Consider the following 17115-nt stretch of genomic DNA (forward strand, 5'->3'; position numbering starts at 1 on the left):
TAAACTCTGGGGTGTAGGTTCGTTTGGTATGCAGCACGGCTAAGCCCTTTATACCTGAATGTTGATATTGGGCAATCCAACGCCTTAATGTGCGTTTAGACACGGTAAATGTACGACAGGTTAAAGAAAGACTTTCCTCGTGTTGAAAGTAGAAATCTACCACTTGTTGCTTAAATGTTTGGTTATATTTAGTCATAAAAAATCTGCACCTCTGTATGTTGTTGGATAATAAGTCCAACTTTTGGGGTGCAGATCAAGAGGTTTGGGGCGTTTGATATTCTTATAGGGTTGACTTTAAGTAATTTCCATTGATTTGTTGCGACTTTTCACAAATTAGATAACGTTGCAAATTCTCTAGCGACAGATGATGACTTTATCTGTGTTAATCTTGTATCTCGCCATTTTATAAAGTGTTCTTCGGTGAGATCTGATAATTGTATTTTCCCAATACCATTAATTTTTGCGATTTTGAGTAATCGCAGCCTTTCGGCGCGATATGTCTTTTTTTGGATAGACACTTCATTTATCTATCAAATCGTCAAATGTTATATCTTTTTGTGCAGCATCATACACGCCAAGTGCTATATCTGATTCAATTTTTAGCGCCCACGCTTGAGCTTCTGCCTTAGTTCTGAAATTAGCAGATCGAGTGATATTTCTGCGCCGAATCTGGACTCGGCAGCCTTTTTTTAACTTGGATATAGTTGCCATTTTCTGCTGTTAAATTTGTTAAATCTTGTAACATTTTAAAATGAATTCGTGTGTAAATCGTGTGCAATTCATTTCTTTAGTGATCATTTTGGATCATTAAACAGGCGATATCATAGCATTCGATACTGTATAAATATACAGTAATTATATTACAAGAAATGGTATTGATTTTATGTATTTATATGATTTAAAAGTAGAAATGCTGAAGATAAAAAAATCCCCTTTATTCGGGAAAAATAAAGGGGCAAACATTTGGAGTCATATTTTAGGGTACGGGCAAGATTATATAGCGTTAAATTTCATATTGCAATAACATTTTTAATATTTTTTTAACGTTTTTAACTTTTCTTCTCGCCGTGAGGGTTTCTTGTATCTGTGTCAGTCAAATTTCGCATTAATAGCGCGTAATCTAAGCAGATATCTTCCGGTACAGGAACAAATACAAAATGCCCATCGCCTAAAGCAGCTTCCACCGCTTCACCTTTGCGGTTAAACATCTGATTAATAGTAAAAACAATGTTTCCTTTCGGTGTCATCATTTCCACTTCATCTCCCAGTAGAAATTTATTTTTCACAGCAATTTCTGCCATTCCATTTTTACGAACACCGGTAAATTCACCAACGAACTGTTGCTGGTTGGAAACAGAGTAGCCGTAGTCATAATTTTGATATTCATCGTGAGTATGGCGACGTAAGAAACCTTCAGTGTAGCCGCGGTGAGCCAATGATTCCAATGTGGTCATCAGACTTTCATCAAACGGTTTTCCGGCGGCGGCATCGTCAATTGCTTTACGATAAACCTGGGCGGTTCTGGCACAATAATAGAATGATTTTGTTCTTCCCTCGATTTTTAAAGAGTGCACGCCCATTTGTGTCAATGTTTCAACGTGTTGCACTGCGCGTAAATCTTTGGAATTCATAATATAAGTGCCGTGTTCGTCTTCAAATGCTTGCATTTGTTCGTCTGGGCGTTTGCTTTCAGTCAATAGAAAAACTTTATCGGTTGTTGCGCCTTCACCTAATGTTGGCGCAACATTTTTCACCGGAATCACATTATTCGGATCGACAATATTACCGATTTCATCTTCTTGCCCCTCTTTTACTTGGTATTCCCAACGGCAAGCATTGGTGCAAGTGCCTTGGTTCGGATCTCTTTTATTGATATATCCGGAAAGCAAGCAGCGACCGGAATAAGCCATACAAAGTGCACCGTGTACAAAAACTTCGATTTCAATGTCAGGCACTTGTTTTCGAATTTCAGCAATTTCATCAAGAGAAAGTTCACGCGAAAGGATAACGCGCGTTAATCCCATCTGATGCCAAAATTTTACACTTGCCCAGTTGACGGCATTAGCTTGAACCGAAAGATGGATCGGCATCTGCGGGAAATGCTCACGAACCATCATAATCAAACCGGGATCGGACATAATTAATGCATCCGGTTGCATTTCAATCACTGGAGTTAAATCTTTAATAAATGTTTTTAATTTTGAGTTATGCGGTGCGATGTTGACGACAACATAGAATTTTTTGCCTAGGGCGTGAGCTTCATCAATACCGATTTTGAGATTAGCGTGGTTAAATTCGTTGTTGCGAACACGTAAACTGTAACGAGGTTGTCCTGCATAAACGGCATCAGCACCATAAGCAAAGGCGTAACGCATATTTTTTAATGAGCCGGCAGGAGAGAGCAGCTCAGGTTTTGCATAAGTTTTTGTCATTTTTTAATTCTCTTTCTGATCTCAGGTCAGGTTATACCGCAAAGGGTATAAATATAAAGGCGTGAATTGTAATCAGCGCCTGCACAGAATGCAAGCGCGAAATAAGTGTTGAGGTTAATTCAGTTTAGGTGGTTGTTGTTCCAGTTTTTGTTGCCAAAGACATTGATCACCACTTTTTTTATTGATTAATGAGAGATACTCTTGATGTGCTTGAATTTCTTCCGCAGAAGGCTTTAACACAAATAATTTTCGTGGTGTGTCGCTATGTTGAATTTGTTGTTGCACTTCCTGTTGTTGAATAGCCACAGCCGGTTCAGTATCTAACTGCAAACTGCCTTGTCCGCCGGTCATTGCCAGATAGACATCTGCCAGAATCTCCGCATCCAGTAAAGCGCCGTGCAGTGTACGTTTACTGTTATCAATCCCTAAACGGCTACATAATGCATCTAAAGAGTTTTTCTTTCCGGGATAGAGTTGACGTGCGACTTTTAGTGAGTCGGTTACCTTACATAACTGATTGGTAGTCAAAGCTTGCCCTTGTAAGGCGAATTCTTGGTTCATAAACGCCACATCGAAGGGCGCATTATGAATAACCAGTTCAGCACCTTTAATAAAATCAATAAATTCTTGTGCGACTTCTTTAAAACGAGGCTTATCCGCCAAAAATTCATCAGTAATGCCGTGAACTGCAACTGCTTCCGGATCAACCTGTTGATCCGGTTGCAAGTAAACGTGGAAATTACGTCCGGTGTAACGTCTATTGACTAACTCCACCGCACCGATTTCAATAATGCGATGACCGATTTGCGGTTCGCTGGTGCCGCTCATTCCGGTAGTTTCAGTATCAAGTACTACAATTCTGTTTTCATCCATTTGCATAGTGATTTTTCTTTTTCAGATTAACACTCTATAATTGGGCTTCATTTTAACAACACTCATTTTAATATGCTAAAAAAAATCGAAATTTTTACTGACGGTTCTTGTTTGGGTAATCCTGGGGCAGGAGGAATCGGTATTGTGTTACGCTATAAACAGCATCAAAAAGAGGTTTCGCAAGGGTATAAATTGACAACGAATAATAGAATGGAGCTGTTGGCTGCGATTACCGCTTTGAATTTATTGAAAGAACCTTGTGCGGTAACACTTTATAGCGATAGTCAATATTTGCGTAAAGGAATTACGGAATGGATTCAGAAATGGAAAAAAAATCAGTGGAAAACTGCACAGAAACAGCCTGTTAAAAATCAAGATTTATGGATTGCGTTGGATCAGGCAATCACTCCACATCAAATCGAATGGCAATGGGTAAAAGGCCACGCCGGTCATCCGGAAAACGAGCGTTGTGATACATTGGCCAGAGAAGCGGCAGCTAATCCCTCTCAAGAGGATGTAGGTTATCACCCTTAATATGAAGTAGTTTTTAATGCTATTTTTGTTTTTTAAGTAGCATTAAAAACCGTAAATTTGCATTTTTTAGCATAATCAGTTAAGCTTTTTGCGCTTTAAGCATATTTTATTGGGGATAAAATCATTCCTATCTAATTAAAGTAGTTGAGTTATCTACTATTTTCTATCTTTTTAGAATTTCAAATTGTTTATTGGAATTTGCTCATCAAATGTTAGCAATATTGCTGATCATATAATCAATGAGGAGAATTTATTTTGCGTTTACTGCATTATTTAAAGTCGACGAGTACATTTAAAGCACCAATTTTTTTACCCAGTCTGTTATTTATTCTATTGGTGACCGGATTAGGAATTGTTGTGCCAGAAACGACACAAAAGTTACTAAATGGCATAAAAAATAATATTTTTGATAATTTTAGTTGGTTTTATGTCGTTGCTGTTTCAATGTTTATCCTGTTTTTATTATTACTCTGTGCCAGTAGTTTAGGCGATATAAAATTAGGCACTGAAAATGAAGAACCTGAATATCCGTTTATGTCTTGGATGGCAATGTTATTTGCTGCCGGAATGGGGATTGGTTTGATGTATTTCGGGGTGGCGGAACCCATTTCACACTATGTTGCGCCATTAGCTGAAAATGCCTCACATACGGAAAAAGTGGAAAATGCGCTGTTACTGTCCTTTTTCCACTGGGGAATTCACGCTTGGGCAATTTATGCAGTAATTGGCTTAACGCTGGCTTATTTTAGTTTTCGTTATAAATTGCCATTAACAATCCGCTCCGGATTTTATCCTATACTGAAACATCGAGTGTCCGGTTTTTGGGGACATCTGATTGATATTATTGCACTCTGCAGCACTGTTTTCGGGGTGACAACAACCTTGGGCTATGGCGCAATGCAACTTGACGCCGGATTGCACGCAGTCGGCTGGATGGATGATCGCAGCTTAACGACACTGTCTGTGATTATTGTAGTGGTGATGACATTGGCGGCAATTTCGGCTATCACCGGCGTAGCAAAAGGCGTGCGACGTTTAAGTGAAATTAATTTAGGAATGGCAATTTTATTAATGATTTTCGTCTTAATTGCCGGTCCAACGATTTATCTGTTCAGCAATTTTTCAGAAAATATTGGAAATTATCTCAGCAATTTCATTGAGTTAAGTTTTAGAACCTTTGCAAATGAGCCGGAGAAAAAATCGTGGTTTAATGGTTGGACTGTGCTTTACTGGGCGTGGTGGGTTTCTTGGGCACCATTTGTCGGTTTATTTATCGCCAAAATTTCTAAAGGTCGCTCAATCCGTGAGTTCATCTTAGGCGTATTATTTGTTCCTTCTTTGTTTAATGCTTTATGGATGACTGTTTTTGGTGACACTGCAATTTGGGCAGATCAGCAATCGCAAGGCGCACTTTCCGCATTGAGTGATAATACCGAAGCCCTGTTATTTGCTTTTTTTGAACAGCTACCGGGTTCGACAATTGCTTCATTAATCGCAATGCTGATTATTGCATTGTTCTTTATCACTTCGGCAGATTCAGGCATTTATGTAATTAACAATATCGCCTCACAAGGCAAGGATAAAGTACCGGCGTGGCAAAGTGTGTTTTGGGCGGTGTTGTTGGCAGCATTAGCCATCGCATTGCTTCGTTCAGGCGGTTTGGCAGCATTGCAGACAATGACCTTAATTATCGCATTGCCGTTTACTTTGATTATGCTATTCCTGTGCTTGGGGTTATGGCGAGGATTAATGGTGGACAGCCAATATTTCTCGAAAAAATTTGCACACGGCAGTTCAGTGTGGAGTGGCAAAAACTGGCGTGAACGCTTAAATAAAATAATGAGTCAACCACAACGTGCTGATATTAAAGCCTTTTTTGATAAAATCGTTATCCCGGCATTTACCGAAGTGGAATCTGAATTAAAAAATTATGGCTTAACTGTGAAAATCAAAACATATTCACAATTACGTATCGCATTAGTGATTAAAAATGACAACATTCATAACTTTTTATATGGTGTTGCCGGCGAAAAACGTTCACTATCCAATTTATTAATTGAGGATGACAGTTTACCGCATATTGAACAGCATAATATTTATGAACCTATCACTTTCTTTAATGATGGTAGAGAAGGCTATGATGTGCAATATATGAGCAAAGATGAGTTAATCGTCGATATTCTGAAACAGTATGAACGTTATATGAATCTGGCTTTAGACGACACGCACAGCTTGCTGTTAAATGATCTTTCCTAACAAAATAAGGTGGTGTGAATCAATTCACACCATTTTTTTCGTATTTTTAACAAAAATTCAGTAATGATTAATGAAAACAGTAGAAAAAATATCCTACTGTTTTTCGATATTATTGTGCCATTTTCTTCGCGGAATGGAGAAAGCCTTGTGCTGTAGTGTAGATTGCTTCTTTTCCTTGCGCTGCGAGCAGCATATCAACAATCTCGCGGAATGCACCTTTGCCGCCGTTTGCTTTAGTAACAATGTCTACTTGCGATTTAATATATTCCGGTGCATCGGCTACGGTTGCGGTAACGCCACACACATTAAATGCCGGCAAATCAACACTGTCATCACCGATATAAAGTACTTCACTAGCTTGCACACCGGCTTGTTGCATCAGTGCAAAACAGGCACTCTCCTTTTCCAGTTTCCCCAAAGCGAATAAAGGTATTTTCAGATCCGCAATACGTCTTCTTAACACTTTAGAATCGCGACCAGATAAAACAGCGACTTGAATACCGCTTTCTAATAACATTCTGGTTCCTAATCCATCACGGGCATTGAAAACTTTAAACGCTTCAACACCTTCACTGCTTTCACCATAATAAAGTGAACCATCGGTTAAAACGCCATCAACATCGGTGATCACTAATTTGATGTCGGCGAGTTTTTGCTGGATTGTTGGCATAGCGACTCCTTAGCTTGAAAATTCATATAAGCCGACAACTTGCTGTTGATCGTCGACTACCACAAGTGAATGGATTTTATTTTGACGCATAAAATCTTCTGCTTGACCTAAATAACTGTTTTGATTGATGGTTTTTGGTGTTACTGTCATAAAATCTTGCGCCTGTTTCTGCAATACAGTTTCACCATAGCGACTCATTGCACGGCGGATGTCGCCATCAGTAATAATGCCCTGTAATTTTTTATCTTGCATAATTAAAGCAACCCCCATTCGCCCTTCATTCATCACGGTTAGGCAATCAAGGAAGAGTGTATTGGCGTGAACGACAGGTAGCGTTGTTTGCATTTTATCACGAACTTTGCATAACAAACGACGACCCAAGCTACCACCGGGATGGAATTTAGCAAAATCTTCTGCTTGAAAATGGCGAGCTTTGATTAATGAAACTGCCAGTGCATCGCCTAATGCCATTGTCACTAACACAGAAGTGGTTGGTGCTAAATTATTAGGACAAGCCTCACGTTCTACGCTGATATCCAATACATAATCGGCGTGTTTTGCCAAAGTCGATTGCAAATTACCGGTCATCGCTATGATTTTATTGCCAAAATTTTTTAAACTTGGAATTAATTTATTGACATCATCGGTTTCACCGCTATAAGAGATCAACAGCACCACATCAATCGGTTTTAGCATACCCAAATCGCCGTGAAAGGCTTCTGTTGGATGCAGGAAGAAACTTGGCGTGCCGGTTGAAGCAAAAGTGGCGACCATCTTTTTGCCGACAAGTCCGGATTTCCCAATACCGCCAATCACAAGACGCCCTTGGCAATGTAAGATTAATTCGACAATTTGTTGAAAATTTTCAGGAAGTTGTTGTTGTAATCGAGTAAGAGCTTGTTGTTCGATTGCTAATGTATCTTTAGCAATTTGCAAATAATCCATAATTTCTCCAATTATGCAATAAAAATTGGCAAATATTTTAATCGTTTAGGGCGGAAAAAGCGAATAAAAACACAAATTTAAACTTTTACTATATTCCAAAGCAAAAATCCGCTATACTTCGCGCTCGAGTTAGCCAGACAATCGCTGGTTTATTGAAGCCCTCAACCGTGAAAACGACCTAGGGGACAAGTAGACGAGAGGAAAGTCCGAGCTACATAGGGCAGAGTGCCGGATAACGTCCGGGAGGTGTGAGCCTACGACCAGTGCAGCAGAGAGCAGACCGCCGATGGCTCGTTAGAGATCAGGTAAGGGTGAAAGGGTGCGGTAAGAGCGCACCGCGTGAGTGGTAACATTTCACGGCACGGTAAACTCCACTCGTAGCAAGACCAAATAGGAACTCAATGGGTGGCCCGCTCAGAGTTCGGGTAGGTTGCTTGAGCGGCTATGCAAATAGCCGCCTAGATGAATGATTGTCCACGACAGAACTCGGCTTACCGGCTAACTCGTTCTTTTTATTTAAAGCTTAATGTTTGTCCTTCTTTAGGGACATTAACGCGATCGGTCATTTTTTCTTGTTTAACGAACTTTCTCATCTGATCACTGCTTATAGTAGTGTGATTGACGGCATCCATATGAACTGTAATCAATTGTGCATTTGGTGCTTTCTTATAGGCTTTTGCTACATCTGCTGTTCCCATAATAATACTGTTTTTGAAACCTGTTAGTTGTGCATAGCCGGTATTCATTACAACAAGATCAGGTTTATAAGTATCTAATGCGTGATCAACCTCATAATTCCAAATGGTATCGCCAATAAGATACAACGTTTTCTCGCCCTCTGCTTGCATAACAACACCCATTGCTTCACCGGCTAATTCTGCCAATTGAGGAACAGAGTACATTTCATCAGTTCCGTGTTGTCCCCCGGTTTTGCTTAAGCGAACTTTGTTAAAAGTAGTATTCTTACCAACAACGCGAACATCTTTAAAACCTTGTCCACGAATAATTTTTGCATCACCGGCATTTTGTACAAAAATAGGTAAACTTTTAGGTAATAATTGTTGCGCAACTTTATCCCAATGATCATCGTGAGTATGTGTTACGATAACGGCATCTACCCCTTGAAGAACTTTATTGACAGGCATCGATAGCTCGATGAGTGGATTGCGTTTTTCGCTGTTTACAGTGCCTTCAAATCCAGCGTAACTGCCTTTTGGTGCGAGATAGGGATCAACTAAGAAAGTTGTACCGGCAATATCAATTTTCGCAGTAGCATTACGGATATGTTGGTAATTAATGTTGGCAGACACGTTTGCAGAAACAATAGTGGCTAACATGGTTGAAGTAAATAATGCTTTTTTCATATTTTTTCCTGATAAATTAAATGGTTTATAGAGATGGTTATTATATGAATTTGAAAAAACAAAAATATTGACTAATTATCCAAAAAACGAAAAAATCAGGTCAAAAAGAGAGGGGGAGAAGTAATGCTAGCTAAGCTACCCAAGGTTGTTTTAGTGCTATATCCGGATTTTAGTCCGTTCCATTTTTCCATTCCATATATGGTTTTTTCGCTAAAGATTGACAATAAACCATTGTTTGAATTGAAAATTGTATCTGAATCTAGAGTAGAATTATCGGAAAGCCGTTTTCAGGTTTTTGTAGATGGCGATTTGCAATTATGTCAAGACGCAGATTTAATCGTGCTTTTCGGTTGGCATCAACAGGATCAAAAGCCTTCATTTCAACTTCAAGAAACATTGAAGCAAGCATATCAAGCAGGAAAAACAATTGTTGGACTTTGTTATGGTGCTTATCCGTTAGCATATAGTGGATTATTGGATGGAAAGCGTGCGACAACACATTGGCTTGCAGAACAAGACTTTAAACAACGTTTCCCTGCAGTAAAACTGAATACACAATCTATCTATATTGAAGATGAGCGAATAATGACATCAGCCGGTACAGCAGCCGGATTAGATTGTTGTTTGGCGATTGTACGTCATTATTATGGAGTAAAAATTGCTAACCAAGTTGCCCGATTGTTAGTGATACCTCCGCATAGAGAAGGTGGGCAGACTCAATTTATTGAACGACCGATCTCTCGAAAAACAGCGAATGAAAATATTAATCAGATCATTGCTATGATTCAGCAGAATTTAACTGAAAACTATACGATTAACCAATTAGCGCAACGATTATCAATGAGTAGAAGCTCATTTACACGGCATTTTCGTCAAACAACCGGAATGGCATTTAATGAATGGTTAATTGAAATGCGACTGCAACATAGCAAAGAATTATTAGAGAGCAAAATGCTACGTATAGAAGACATAGCTCTCCAGAGTGGTTTTCATTCGGCAACCGCATTTCGGCAACATTTTAAACAAAAATATAAAGTTAGCCCTAAGCAATGGCAAAAATGTTCTCAAAACGTCATAACGGCTTCTAAAAAGAAACCGTTATGAAGTAGAGACAGCTATTTTTTTGACTTCTTAATAAATTTCATCAAACGTCTACGTTTGCGTAATTGGTTTGGTGTTAATGTATTACGTTTACCCGCATATGGGTTATCTCCGTCTTGGAATAACATTCTGATCGGAGAGCCGATAATCTGCAAACTGCGGCGATAATAATTGGATAAATAACGCTTATAGGAATCCGGTAATTTATCGATTTGGTTGCCGTGCACCACAATAATCGGTGGGTTATGGCCGCCCGGATGCGCATATTTCAATTTAATTCTGCGGCCGGAAATCATTGGAGGTTGATGTTCTGTGGTAGCCATTTGCAAAATTCGTGTTAGCAACGATGTTGAATAACGTTTGGTTGCAGATTGATAAGCCTCATTGACAGATTCAAAAAGGTTACCGACACCGCTGCCGTGCAGTGCGGAAATAAAATGAACGCGCGCAAAATCAATAAAATCTAAACGACGATCCAATTCAGATTTAATGTTATCTTTGATTTCTTGACTTAATCCGTCCCATTTATTCACAACAATAACTAAAGCTCGACCGGCATTTAGAATAAAGCCGAGCAGTGATAAATCCTGATCAGAGATGCCTTCGCGTGCATCAATGGTGAGCAATACCACGTTAGCATCCTGAATGGCCTGTAAGGTTTTGATGACCGAAAATTTTTCTACGGTGAGGGTAACTTTCCCACGTTTACGCACGCCGGCAGTGTCAATAATGGTGTATTGCTGACCGTCCCGTTCCATCGGAATATAGATACTGTCACGCGTTGTGCCCGGCATATCGTAAACGACAACTCGATCTTCGCCTAAAATGCGGTTGGTTAAAGTGGATTTGCCAACATTTGGGCGACCGACAATCGCAATTTTGATCGGTTTTTGTTCTGTTTCAGCACTGTCTACTGCGTCTTCATCCTCGCTGTCGTCTACGATTTCATCATTGATCGAAGTCGCTTCAAAATCAGAAAAATCGGTATCGGAAAGCGCAAAATCAAAATCTTCGTCGTTCTCTGTTTCAGCGTCTTCACTCTCATCTTCCTGATAAGGGGCAAGAACATCTTGGATTAATTGTGTTACCCCTCTGCCTTGCGAAGCGGCGATTGGCGTGATTTCACCTAACCCTAATTGATAAAATTCACCGATATGCGAATCAGCGTCGATACCATCAATTTTATTGGCTACTACCACAGTGGTTTTCTCACGACGGCGAAGGTATTGTGCGATACCAATATCCGCTGCGGTTAAACCGGCACGCGCATCGACTAAAAAGAGAACAATATCGGCTTCATCAATTGCCAATAAGGATTGTTCCGCCATTTTTTCTTCAATGCCTTGTTCTGAACCGTCAATACCGCCGGTGTCGATAACAATAAATTCTGTTCCGTTTAATTGACCTTGACCATATTTGCGGTCACGAGTTAATCCCGGGAAATTAGCGACAAGTGCATCACGACTACGAGTTAATCGGTTGAATAATGTGGATTTTCCCACATTCGGACGCCCAACCAGGGCAATGACAGGAGTCATAATCACCTCAATTTTTAATATTTATATTCAAATTATGCAGTTAAAAAATGGCGCACATTATAGCGGATTTATTGTGTAATCCTAACGTTTTATGCAAATTAAAAGCGCAAAATGCAAAAAATGCTATTCCAATAATGCAAAGTGCAGAAATTCTGCAAAGTGATTCGCCCAATAATATTCGTGGTGAATTTCATTTGCCATAACACGAAGTCTTACCTGATCAATGGGATGCCCCGTACGCAACAGGGCTTGATAATAGCGCAATGTACAATCAATATAGGCTTGATTCATATTGGAAATATATTCAGCATCGGCGTCGTCGCCTTCGTTAGTGCCGACCTGAATAAACACTTTGCCGTTGCGATTGAACGGATGGTAATGCAGAAAATCCAGAAAATCCGATTCACTGAACCAAGACGCAAGAGAAAAGACACCAAGATGCCCAAAAACATCCGGATAAGCTGCCCCCATATAAGCAGTAATAATGCCGCCCATTGAGCTGCCTGCCAACAAGGTATATTGTGCTTCCGGTTTAGTGCGATAACTTTGGTCAATAAACGGTTTCACGGTTTCCACCACCCATTTACCATATTCCATTCCCATTCCGCCGGCATTTCTGGCTTCTTCGCTATTGCCGACATCAGTACGCCAAGGCCCATATTCGTCTAAACGCCGTTCGCCGGCATTATCAATGCCAACGACGATCAGCTGAGGAAATTCGCGATGTTTTTTTAAAGTAGGAATCACTTTCCAAGAGTAACCGGAATAGGACTCTTTGCTGTAAAACACGTTTTGCCCATCGTGCATATAGAGAACAGGGTAGTGCTTCCACTGATTTTTATGGTAGTTTTTCGGCAACAAAACGCGCACGCGGCGCATATGATCATAATAGGGAACGTATAAAAAATGTTCTTGCATTTCAAGATAATAGTGATGCATAGCCATTCCTTTGCTGTAGTTTTAATCTTGGTTTACAAAATGTTGCAAGCCATATTGATAAAGTGCGTTTTTCTTATAGCCATAAACTTCGGCAACAATCGCCGCTGCCTTTTTTAAGGGCAATTGCTGGCTGATTAATTGTAGGCTCAATAGTGCTTGAGGGTTGAATTGTTCTTCGTTATTTTCAACCGCACCTTCAACCACTAATACAATTTCACCTTTACAGCGATTGGCATCCTCTTTTAACCACGCAATCATTTCTGCAAGTTGATTGCCGTAAACGGTTTCCCACGTTTTGGTTAATTCTCTGGCAATCACTAAATAGCGATCCGCGCCGAAAACGGTTTGCATATCTTGCAGGCTTTCCAGAATACGGTGTGTTGACTCATAAAAAATCAGTGTGCGCGTTTCCGTTTTTAATTCGGTAAGGCGATCAAGGCGTGCTTTGCTTTTTGCCGGCAAAAAGCCTTCAAAACAGAAACGATTGGAAGCAATACCGGCAACGGAAAGCGCCGTAATCGCCGCACAACAGCCGGGAATAGGTTCAACACGAATATCTGCTTGACGACAGGCTCGGACTAAATGAAAACCGGGATCGCTAATCAGCGGGGTGCCGGCATCGGAAATCAAGGCAATATTAGTGCCTTGTTGTAACTTTTCGATGAGGGTTTCCGCTTTTTGTTGTTCGTTATGATCGTGCAAAGCAAAAAGCGGTTTTTTAATACCGTAATGATTTAATAACAAACCGCTGTGACGCGTATCTTCCGCCGCAATCAGATCCACTTGGTTGAAAGTATCCAGCGCACGTTGGCTAATATCGCTCAAATTGCCGATTGGCGTGGCGACAATATATAAAGTTCCGTATAAATTGCCCATAAATTAAGTCTTTTATTGCTTTTAAACTAAGAGATAAGTAAGATTTTACCGGTGCTCGACAAAAGGTCGAGCGGTCTTGTTTTTATAATGATAGTTTAAATTATCATAGGTATATATATGTTGAACATTCTATTACAACGAATGAATTTAAAAAATCTTTTACTGAGTTTTTTCGTAATGATCAGTGTAGCAGGATGTAGCAGTCTTATTGGTTCAAATAATACGATGTTACAAAATGAAGCCTATGCCAGTTCCGATTTTTACTTGGATAAGGCAAATAACAGTCAGGATCAGGATGAAAAAGTTAATTATCAGTTGTTGGCGATTCGTGCATTGTTAAATGAAAATAAAGTGGCGCAAGCTGCCAGCTTGTTATCTTCTTTGAATGATTTGGACGATGCTCAGCAGCTGGATGCTTCGCTTTTGAAAGCGACTTTATTGGCAATGCAGCGTGACAACAGTGCCGCAACAAGTTTGTTGAACACGATCAATTTGGATAGTTTAAGCAATTCACAAAAAGTGCGTTATTACGCCGTGTTGGCACAAACTGCTGAAAACAGTCACGATGCGGTCGGAGCAATTAATGCACACGTACAAATGGATCGTTTTATTACTGATATGCAACGTAAACAACAAAATAATGATGTGATTTGGGGTTTGTTACGTAATTTAGATAAAAATACGTTGAACAGTTTAACTGTAGATGACAATGATGTGGCGTTAAAAGGTTGGATTGATTTGGCGAAAGTGTATAACGATCATATTTCTCAACCGGATCAAATGCGTTTTGCAATTCAGAACTGGAAAACTACTTATGCCAACCATTCGGCAGCCTATTTATTGCCTACCGATTTACGTGGTGTCGTCAATTTTGAAAATTTAAATATCCAACAGATCGCACTGTTATTGCCGTTGAGCGGTAACGGTGAATTAATTGGAAAAACCATTTTACAAGGGTTTAACGATGCTCGCGGTAATTCGCCGATTGTGGTGAAAACCTATGACACAATGGCAGGAACCAATGTGACGGATTTGGTTAATCAAGCGAAACAGGAAGGTGCGCAAGCGGTTGTCGGTCCGTTGCTAAAAGATAATGTGGAAGCCTTGTTAAATGGCAATGCGATGCAAGGGTTGAGCGTATTAACTTTAAATACTGCACCAAGTATGCGTCCGTTACAAGGCGTTTGCTATTACGGCCTATCACCGGAAGATGAGGCGCAGTCTGCCGCTGTGAAAATGTGGAACGATGGTGAAGTGAATCCGTTGGTATTCGCACCGCAAAATGATTTAGGTCAGCGCAGTGCTTCGGCGTTCAATACTAAATGGCAAAGCCTTGCCGGTACGGACGTGAACACCTATTACTATACGTTGGTTGATGACATTTTAGCGAATCTAAAAAATGCGACAATGAATGGTAAAGTGAATGCGATTTATGTGGTGGCGGATAGTCAGCAGTTGCAGGAAATTAAAACCGCATTGGATAATTCTGATGCGCACGGCATTGCAATCTATGCCACTTCACGCAGCAATTCCGCTAACAATGGACCGGATTATCGTTTAACAATGAATGGTGTGAAATTCAGTGATATTCCGCTATTAAGTGATTTAAACTCCGCCAGCTATCAACAGGCACTTAAAATTGCCAACGGCGATTATTCATTACTTCGTTTATATGCGATGGGAGCAGATGCGTGGATGTTAATCAATAAATTTGCTGAACTTCGTCAGATTCCGGGTTATAGCATTAATGGTCTAACTGGCGTATTAAGTGCCGGTGAAGGTTGTAATATTGAGAGAACAATGACCTGGATGCAATATGATAACGGCAATATAAAAACCATTCATTAATTGAGAATGTCATTATTCAAACCAAGACAGCAAGGCGGCGAGTTTGAGCAACAAGCTCGCCGTTTTTTAGAACAAAAAGGCTTAAAATTTATTGCTGCTAATCAGACTTTTAAATGTGGAGAAATTGATCTGATTATGCAAGACGGAAAAACACTGGTTTTTGTTGAGGTCAGACAACGGAAAAGCGCAAAATTTGGTTCTGCGGTAGAAAGTGTTTCCTGGTCAAAGCAACAAAAATTGTTGAAAGCCGCAAATTTATGGTTAGGATTACGGCAACAAAGTCTGGAAACGGTAAATTGCCGATTTGATTTAATCGCTTTTGATGGGGTTGCTCATCAAATCACCTGGTTACAAAATTTTATAGAAATAAATGGCTGATATTATGTTGGATCGAATAAAAGCGTTATATGAAGAGAGTATTAAAGGGCATATTGCCACCGCCGCCGTCATTCCGGAGATATTGGCAAAGACGACAAATGAATTAACGCAATGTTTGTTACGCGGTAATAAAATTGTGGTGTTCGGCTATGGGCGTTCTACTTCTAATGCGCAATTATTAGTCGCGAATCTGATTAATCGTTATCAACTGGCTCGTCCTAGTTTTCCGGCGATACTGCTCGGCTTGGATGGCGTTGTCGGTGCGGCTTTAATCAGTGATAACAGTGTGTCGGAAGCCTATCAAAAACAGTTTAATGCCGTCGTAAACAGTGGTGATATCTTCGTGATTTTGACACCGGATACCGAGGAAGTTTCCCTCTCTTTAATTCGTTGTGCCAAAGATAAAGATATTTTAGTGGTTGCATTGACCGGAGATAAAAGCGATCATCTTAATGGTTTACTGGATGAAAACGATATTAATATCGCTGTTCCGGTACAAAAAGAGGTGCGAATTTTAGAACAGCACCTGTTTATTATTAATACATTATGTGAATTAATTGATTTTTCACTCTTTTCTCATTAATGCAAAAAAGGAGGCAATAATGCGTAATCTTCAATGGAAACAATTGGTTAAAGTAACGGCAATGGCAGGTGTAGTGGCTTTGTTACAAGGTTGTGTAGCTGCTGCCGTTGTTGGCGGTGGGGCATTGGCAACTAAAGTGGCAATGGATCCTCGCACTACCGGCACGCAAATTGATGACCAAACATTAGAGCTGCGAGTTGCGGATGCGTTGCGTAAAGATAAGCAGTTGAATGAACAGGCGCATATCAGTGCGGTGGTTTATAACGGACGTGCGTTATTGGTCGGTGAAGCGCCGAGTGCCGATCTTAAAGAAGTCGCTGTTAATCTTGCGCGTGGCGTTAAAGATATTGCTGATGTTTATGATGAAATCCAGATCGGCGAAAAGGTCAGCTTTATGCAGGCAAGTAAAGATACCTGGATTACGACGGAAGTAAAATCAAAATTGTTTGTGAACGGCAATGTGAAAGCATCTGATGTGAAAGTCGTGACTGAAAATGGTGTCGTCTATTTAATTGGTCGTGTAACACAATCGCAAGCAGCGGCAGCGGTTGATGTGGCTCGCCAAGTGAATGGGGTTAGAAAAGTGGTAAAAGTCTTTACCTATTTAAATTAATTAACAGTATCACAGCTAAATAAAAGGGCATTTGATAAAATGCCCTCAGACTGTTGACAAACCTCTAGACATACCTCTAGAGGTTTGATCTAATAGGCATATCGAAAAAAGGAAATGCCTATGCTCAAAAATACACCCTCACTCCAATATGAAATCGAGATGATA

Annotated in this window: 17 protein-coding genes and 1 other RNA gene; 8 read left to right on the forward strand and 10 right to left on the reverse strand. The window is 40.1% G+C overall.

Going from position 1 to position 17115, the window contains the following annotated elements; translation table 11 throughout:
* The 4 genes from A3EO_RS12830 to dnaQ form a co-directional block, all read right to left on the reverse strand.
* A partial coding sequence (locus A3EO_RS12830; RefSeq protein WP_018346774.1) for a helix-turn-helix domain-containing protein occupies window positions 1-196 on the reverse strand: 196 nt, incomplete at its 3' end.
* Window positions 197-519: 323 nt separating this feature from the next.
* A complete protein-coding gene (locus A3EO_RS0108260) occupies window positions 520-711 on the reverse strand; it encodes a hypothetical protein (protein WP_018346775.1) in 192 nt (63 codons plus the stop codon).
* A 338-nt stretch (window positions 712-1049) separates the two neighbouring features.
* The gene (gene trhP, locus A3EO_RS0108270) at window positions 1050-2432 is read right to left on the reverse strand and encodes a prephenate-dependent tRNA uridine(34) hydroxylase TrhP (RefSeq protein ID WP_013744935.1); all 1383 of its coding nucleotides are present in this window, start codon (window positions 2430-2432) and stop codon (window positions 1050-1052) included.
* A 114-nt stretch (window positions 2433-2546) separates the two neighbouring features.
* Complete coding sequence (dnaQ, locus tag A3EO_RS0108275) at window positions 2547-3317, reverse strand: DNA polymerase III subunit epsilon (RefSeq protein WP_026211063.1); 771 nt, start codon at window positions 3315-3317, stop codon at window positions 2547-2549.
* 60 nt (window positions 3318-3377) lie between these two features.
* Here dnaQ and rnhA point away from each other — a divergent pair, with 60 nt between their 5' ends.
* Complete coding sequence (gene rnhA / locus A3EO_RS0108280) at window positions 3378-3839, forward strand: ribonuclease HI (protein WP_013744933.1); 462 nt, start codon at window positions 3378-3380, stop codon at window positions 3837-3839.
* 255 nt (window positions 3840-4094) lie between these two features.
* A complete protein-coding gene (locus A3EO_RS0108285; protein ID WP_018346778.1) occupies window positions 4095-6095 on the forward strand; it encodes a BCCT family transporter in 2001 nt (666 codons plus the stop codon).
* Window positions 6096-6204: 109 nt separating this feature from the next.
* Here the strand turns inward: A3EO_RS0108285 and A3EO_RS0108290 are convergent, their stop codons facing one another.
* Complete coding sequence (locus A3EO_RS0108290; RefSeq protein WP_026211064.1) at window positions 6205-6756, reverse strand: KdsC family phosphatase; 552 nt, start codon at window positions 6754-6756, stop codon at window positions 6205-6207.
* Between the two features lie 18 nt (window positions 6757-6774).
* Window positions 6775-7710: a KpsF/GutQ family sugar-phosphate isomerase gene (locus A3EO_RS0108295; RefSeq protein WP_018346779.1), complete on the reverse strand. Its 936-nt coding sequence runs from the start codon at window positions 7708-7710 to the stop codon at window positions 6775-6777.
* Between the two features lie 125 nt (window positions 7711-7835).
* On the opposite strand from A3EO_RS0108295, the gene rnpB reads away from it, so the two are divergent.
* Window positions 7836-8220, forward strand: an RNA gene (rnpB, locus tag A3EO_RS12835) — RNase P RNA component class A.
* A gap of 2 nt (window positions 8221-8222) precedes the next feature.
* Here the strand turns inward: rnpB and A3EO_RS0108300 are convergent.
* Window positions 8223-9074: an MBL fold metallo-hydrolase gene (locus A3EO_RS0108300; protein ID WP_018346780.1), complete on the reverse strand. Its 852-nt coding sequence runs from the start codon at window positions 9072-9074 to the stop codon at window positions 8223-8225.
* 123 nt (window positions 9075-9197) lie between these two features.
* On the opposite strand from A3EO_RS0108300, the gene A3EO_RS0108305 reads away from it, so the two are divergent.
* The gene (locus A3EO_RS0108305) at window positions 9198-10178 is read left to right on the forward strand and encodes a GlxA family transcriptional regulator (RefSeq protein WP_013744928.1); all 981 of its coding nucleotides are present in this window, start codon (window positions 9198-9200) and stop codon (window positions 10176-10178) included.
* Window positions 10179-10189: 11 nt separating this feature from the next.
* Here the strand turns inward: A3EO_RS0108305 and der are convergent, their stop codons facing one another.
* From der to rsmI, 3 genes are all read right to left on the reverse strand, one after another.
* Entirely contained in the window at window positions 10190-11713 is a 1524-nt protein-coding gene (gene der / locus A3EO_RS0108310) for a ribosome biogenesis GTPase Der (protein ID WP_018346781.1), read from the reverse strand.
* Window positions 11714-11836: 123 nt separating this feature from the next.
* Window positions 11837-12658, reverse strand: a complete 822-nt coding sequence (locus A3EO_RS0108315; protein ID WP_026211065.1) for an alpha/beta hydrolase — start codon at window positions 12656-12658, stop codon at window positions 11837-11839.
* A 15-nt stretch (window positions 12659-12673) separates the two neighbouring features.
* Window positions 12674-13528 (reverse strand): 16S rRNA (cytidine(1402)-2'-O)-methyltransferase, encoded by an 855-nt coding sequence (rsmI, locus tag A3EO_RS0108320; RefSeq protein WP_018346782.1) that lies wholly within the window; start codon window positions 13526-13528, stop codon window positions 12674-12676.
* Window positions 13529-13645: 117 nt separating this feature from the next.
* On the opposite strand from rsmI, the gene A3EO_RS0108325 reads away from it, so the two are divergent.
* The 4 genes from A3EO_RS0108325 to dolP are packed head-to-tail and all read left to right on the forward strand — an operon-like array spanning window position 13646 to window position 16950.
* Window positions 13646-15376 (forward strand): penicillin-binding protein activator, encoded by a 1731-nt coding sequence (locus A3EO_RS0108325; RefSeq protein WP_018346783.1) that lies wholly within the window; start codon window positions 13646-13648, stop codon window positions 15374-15376.
* Between the two features lie 6 nt (window positions 15377-15382).
* Window positions 15383-15754: a YraN family protein gene (locus tag A3EO_RS0108330; RefSeq protein WP_018346784.1), complete on the forward strand. Its 372-nt coding sequence runs from the start codon at window positions 15383-15385 to the stop codon at window positions 15752-15754.
* Window positions 15747-16337, forward strand: coding sequence for a D-sedoheptulose-7-phosphate isomerase (locus A3EO_RS0108335; RefSeq protein ID WP_018346785.1), 591 nt, complete (start codon window positions 15747-15749; stop codon window positions 16335-16337). The genes A3EO_RS0108330 and A3EO_RS0108335 overlap by 8 nt, the downstream gene beginning before the upstream one ends.
* A 19-nt stretch (window positions 16338-16356) precedes the next feature.
* Window positions 16357-16950: a division/outer membrane stress-associated lipid-binding lipoprotein gene (dolP, locus tag A3EO_RS0108340; RefSeq protein WP_018346786.1), complete on the forward strand. Its 594-nt coding sequence runs from the start codon at window positions 16357-16359 to the stop codon at window positions 16948-16950.
* The last annotated feature ends 165 nt before the right edge of the window (window positions 16951-17115 follow it).

Source organism: Gallibacterium anatis DSM 16844 = F 149, from assembly GCF_000379785.1.
Taxonomy (GTDB): domain Bacteria; phylum Pseudomonadota; class Gammaproteobacteria; order Enterobacterales; family Pasteurellaceae; genus Gallibacterium; species Gallibacterium anatis.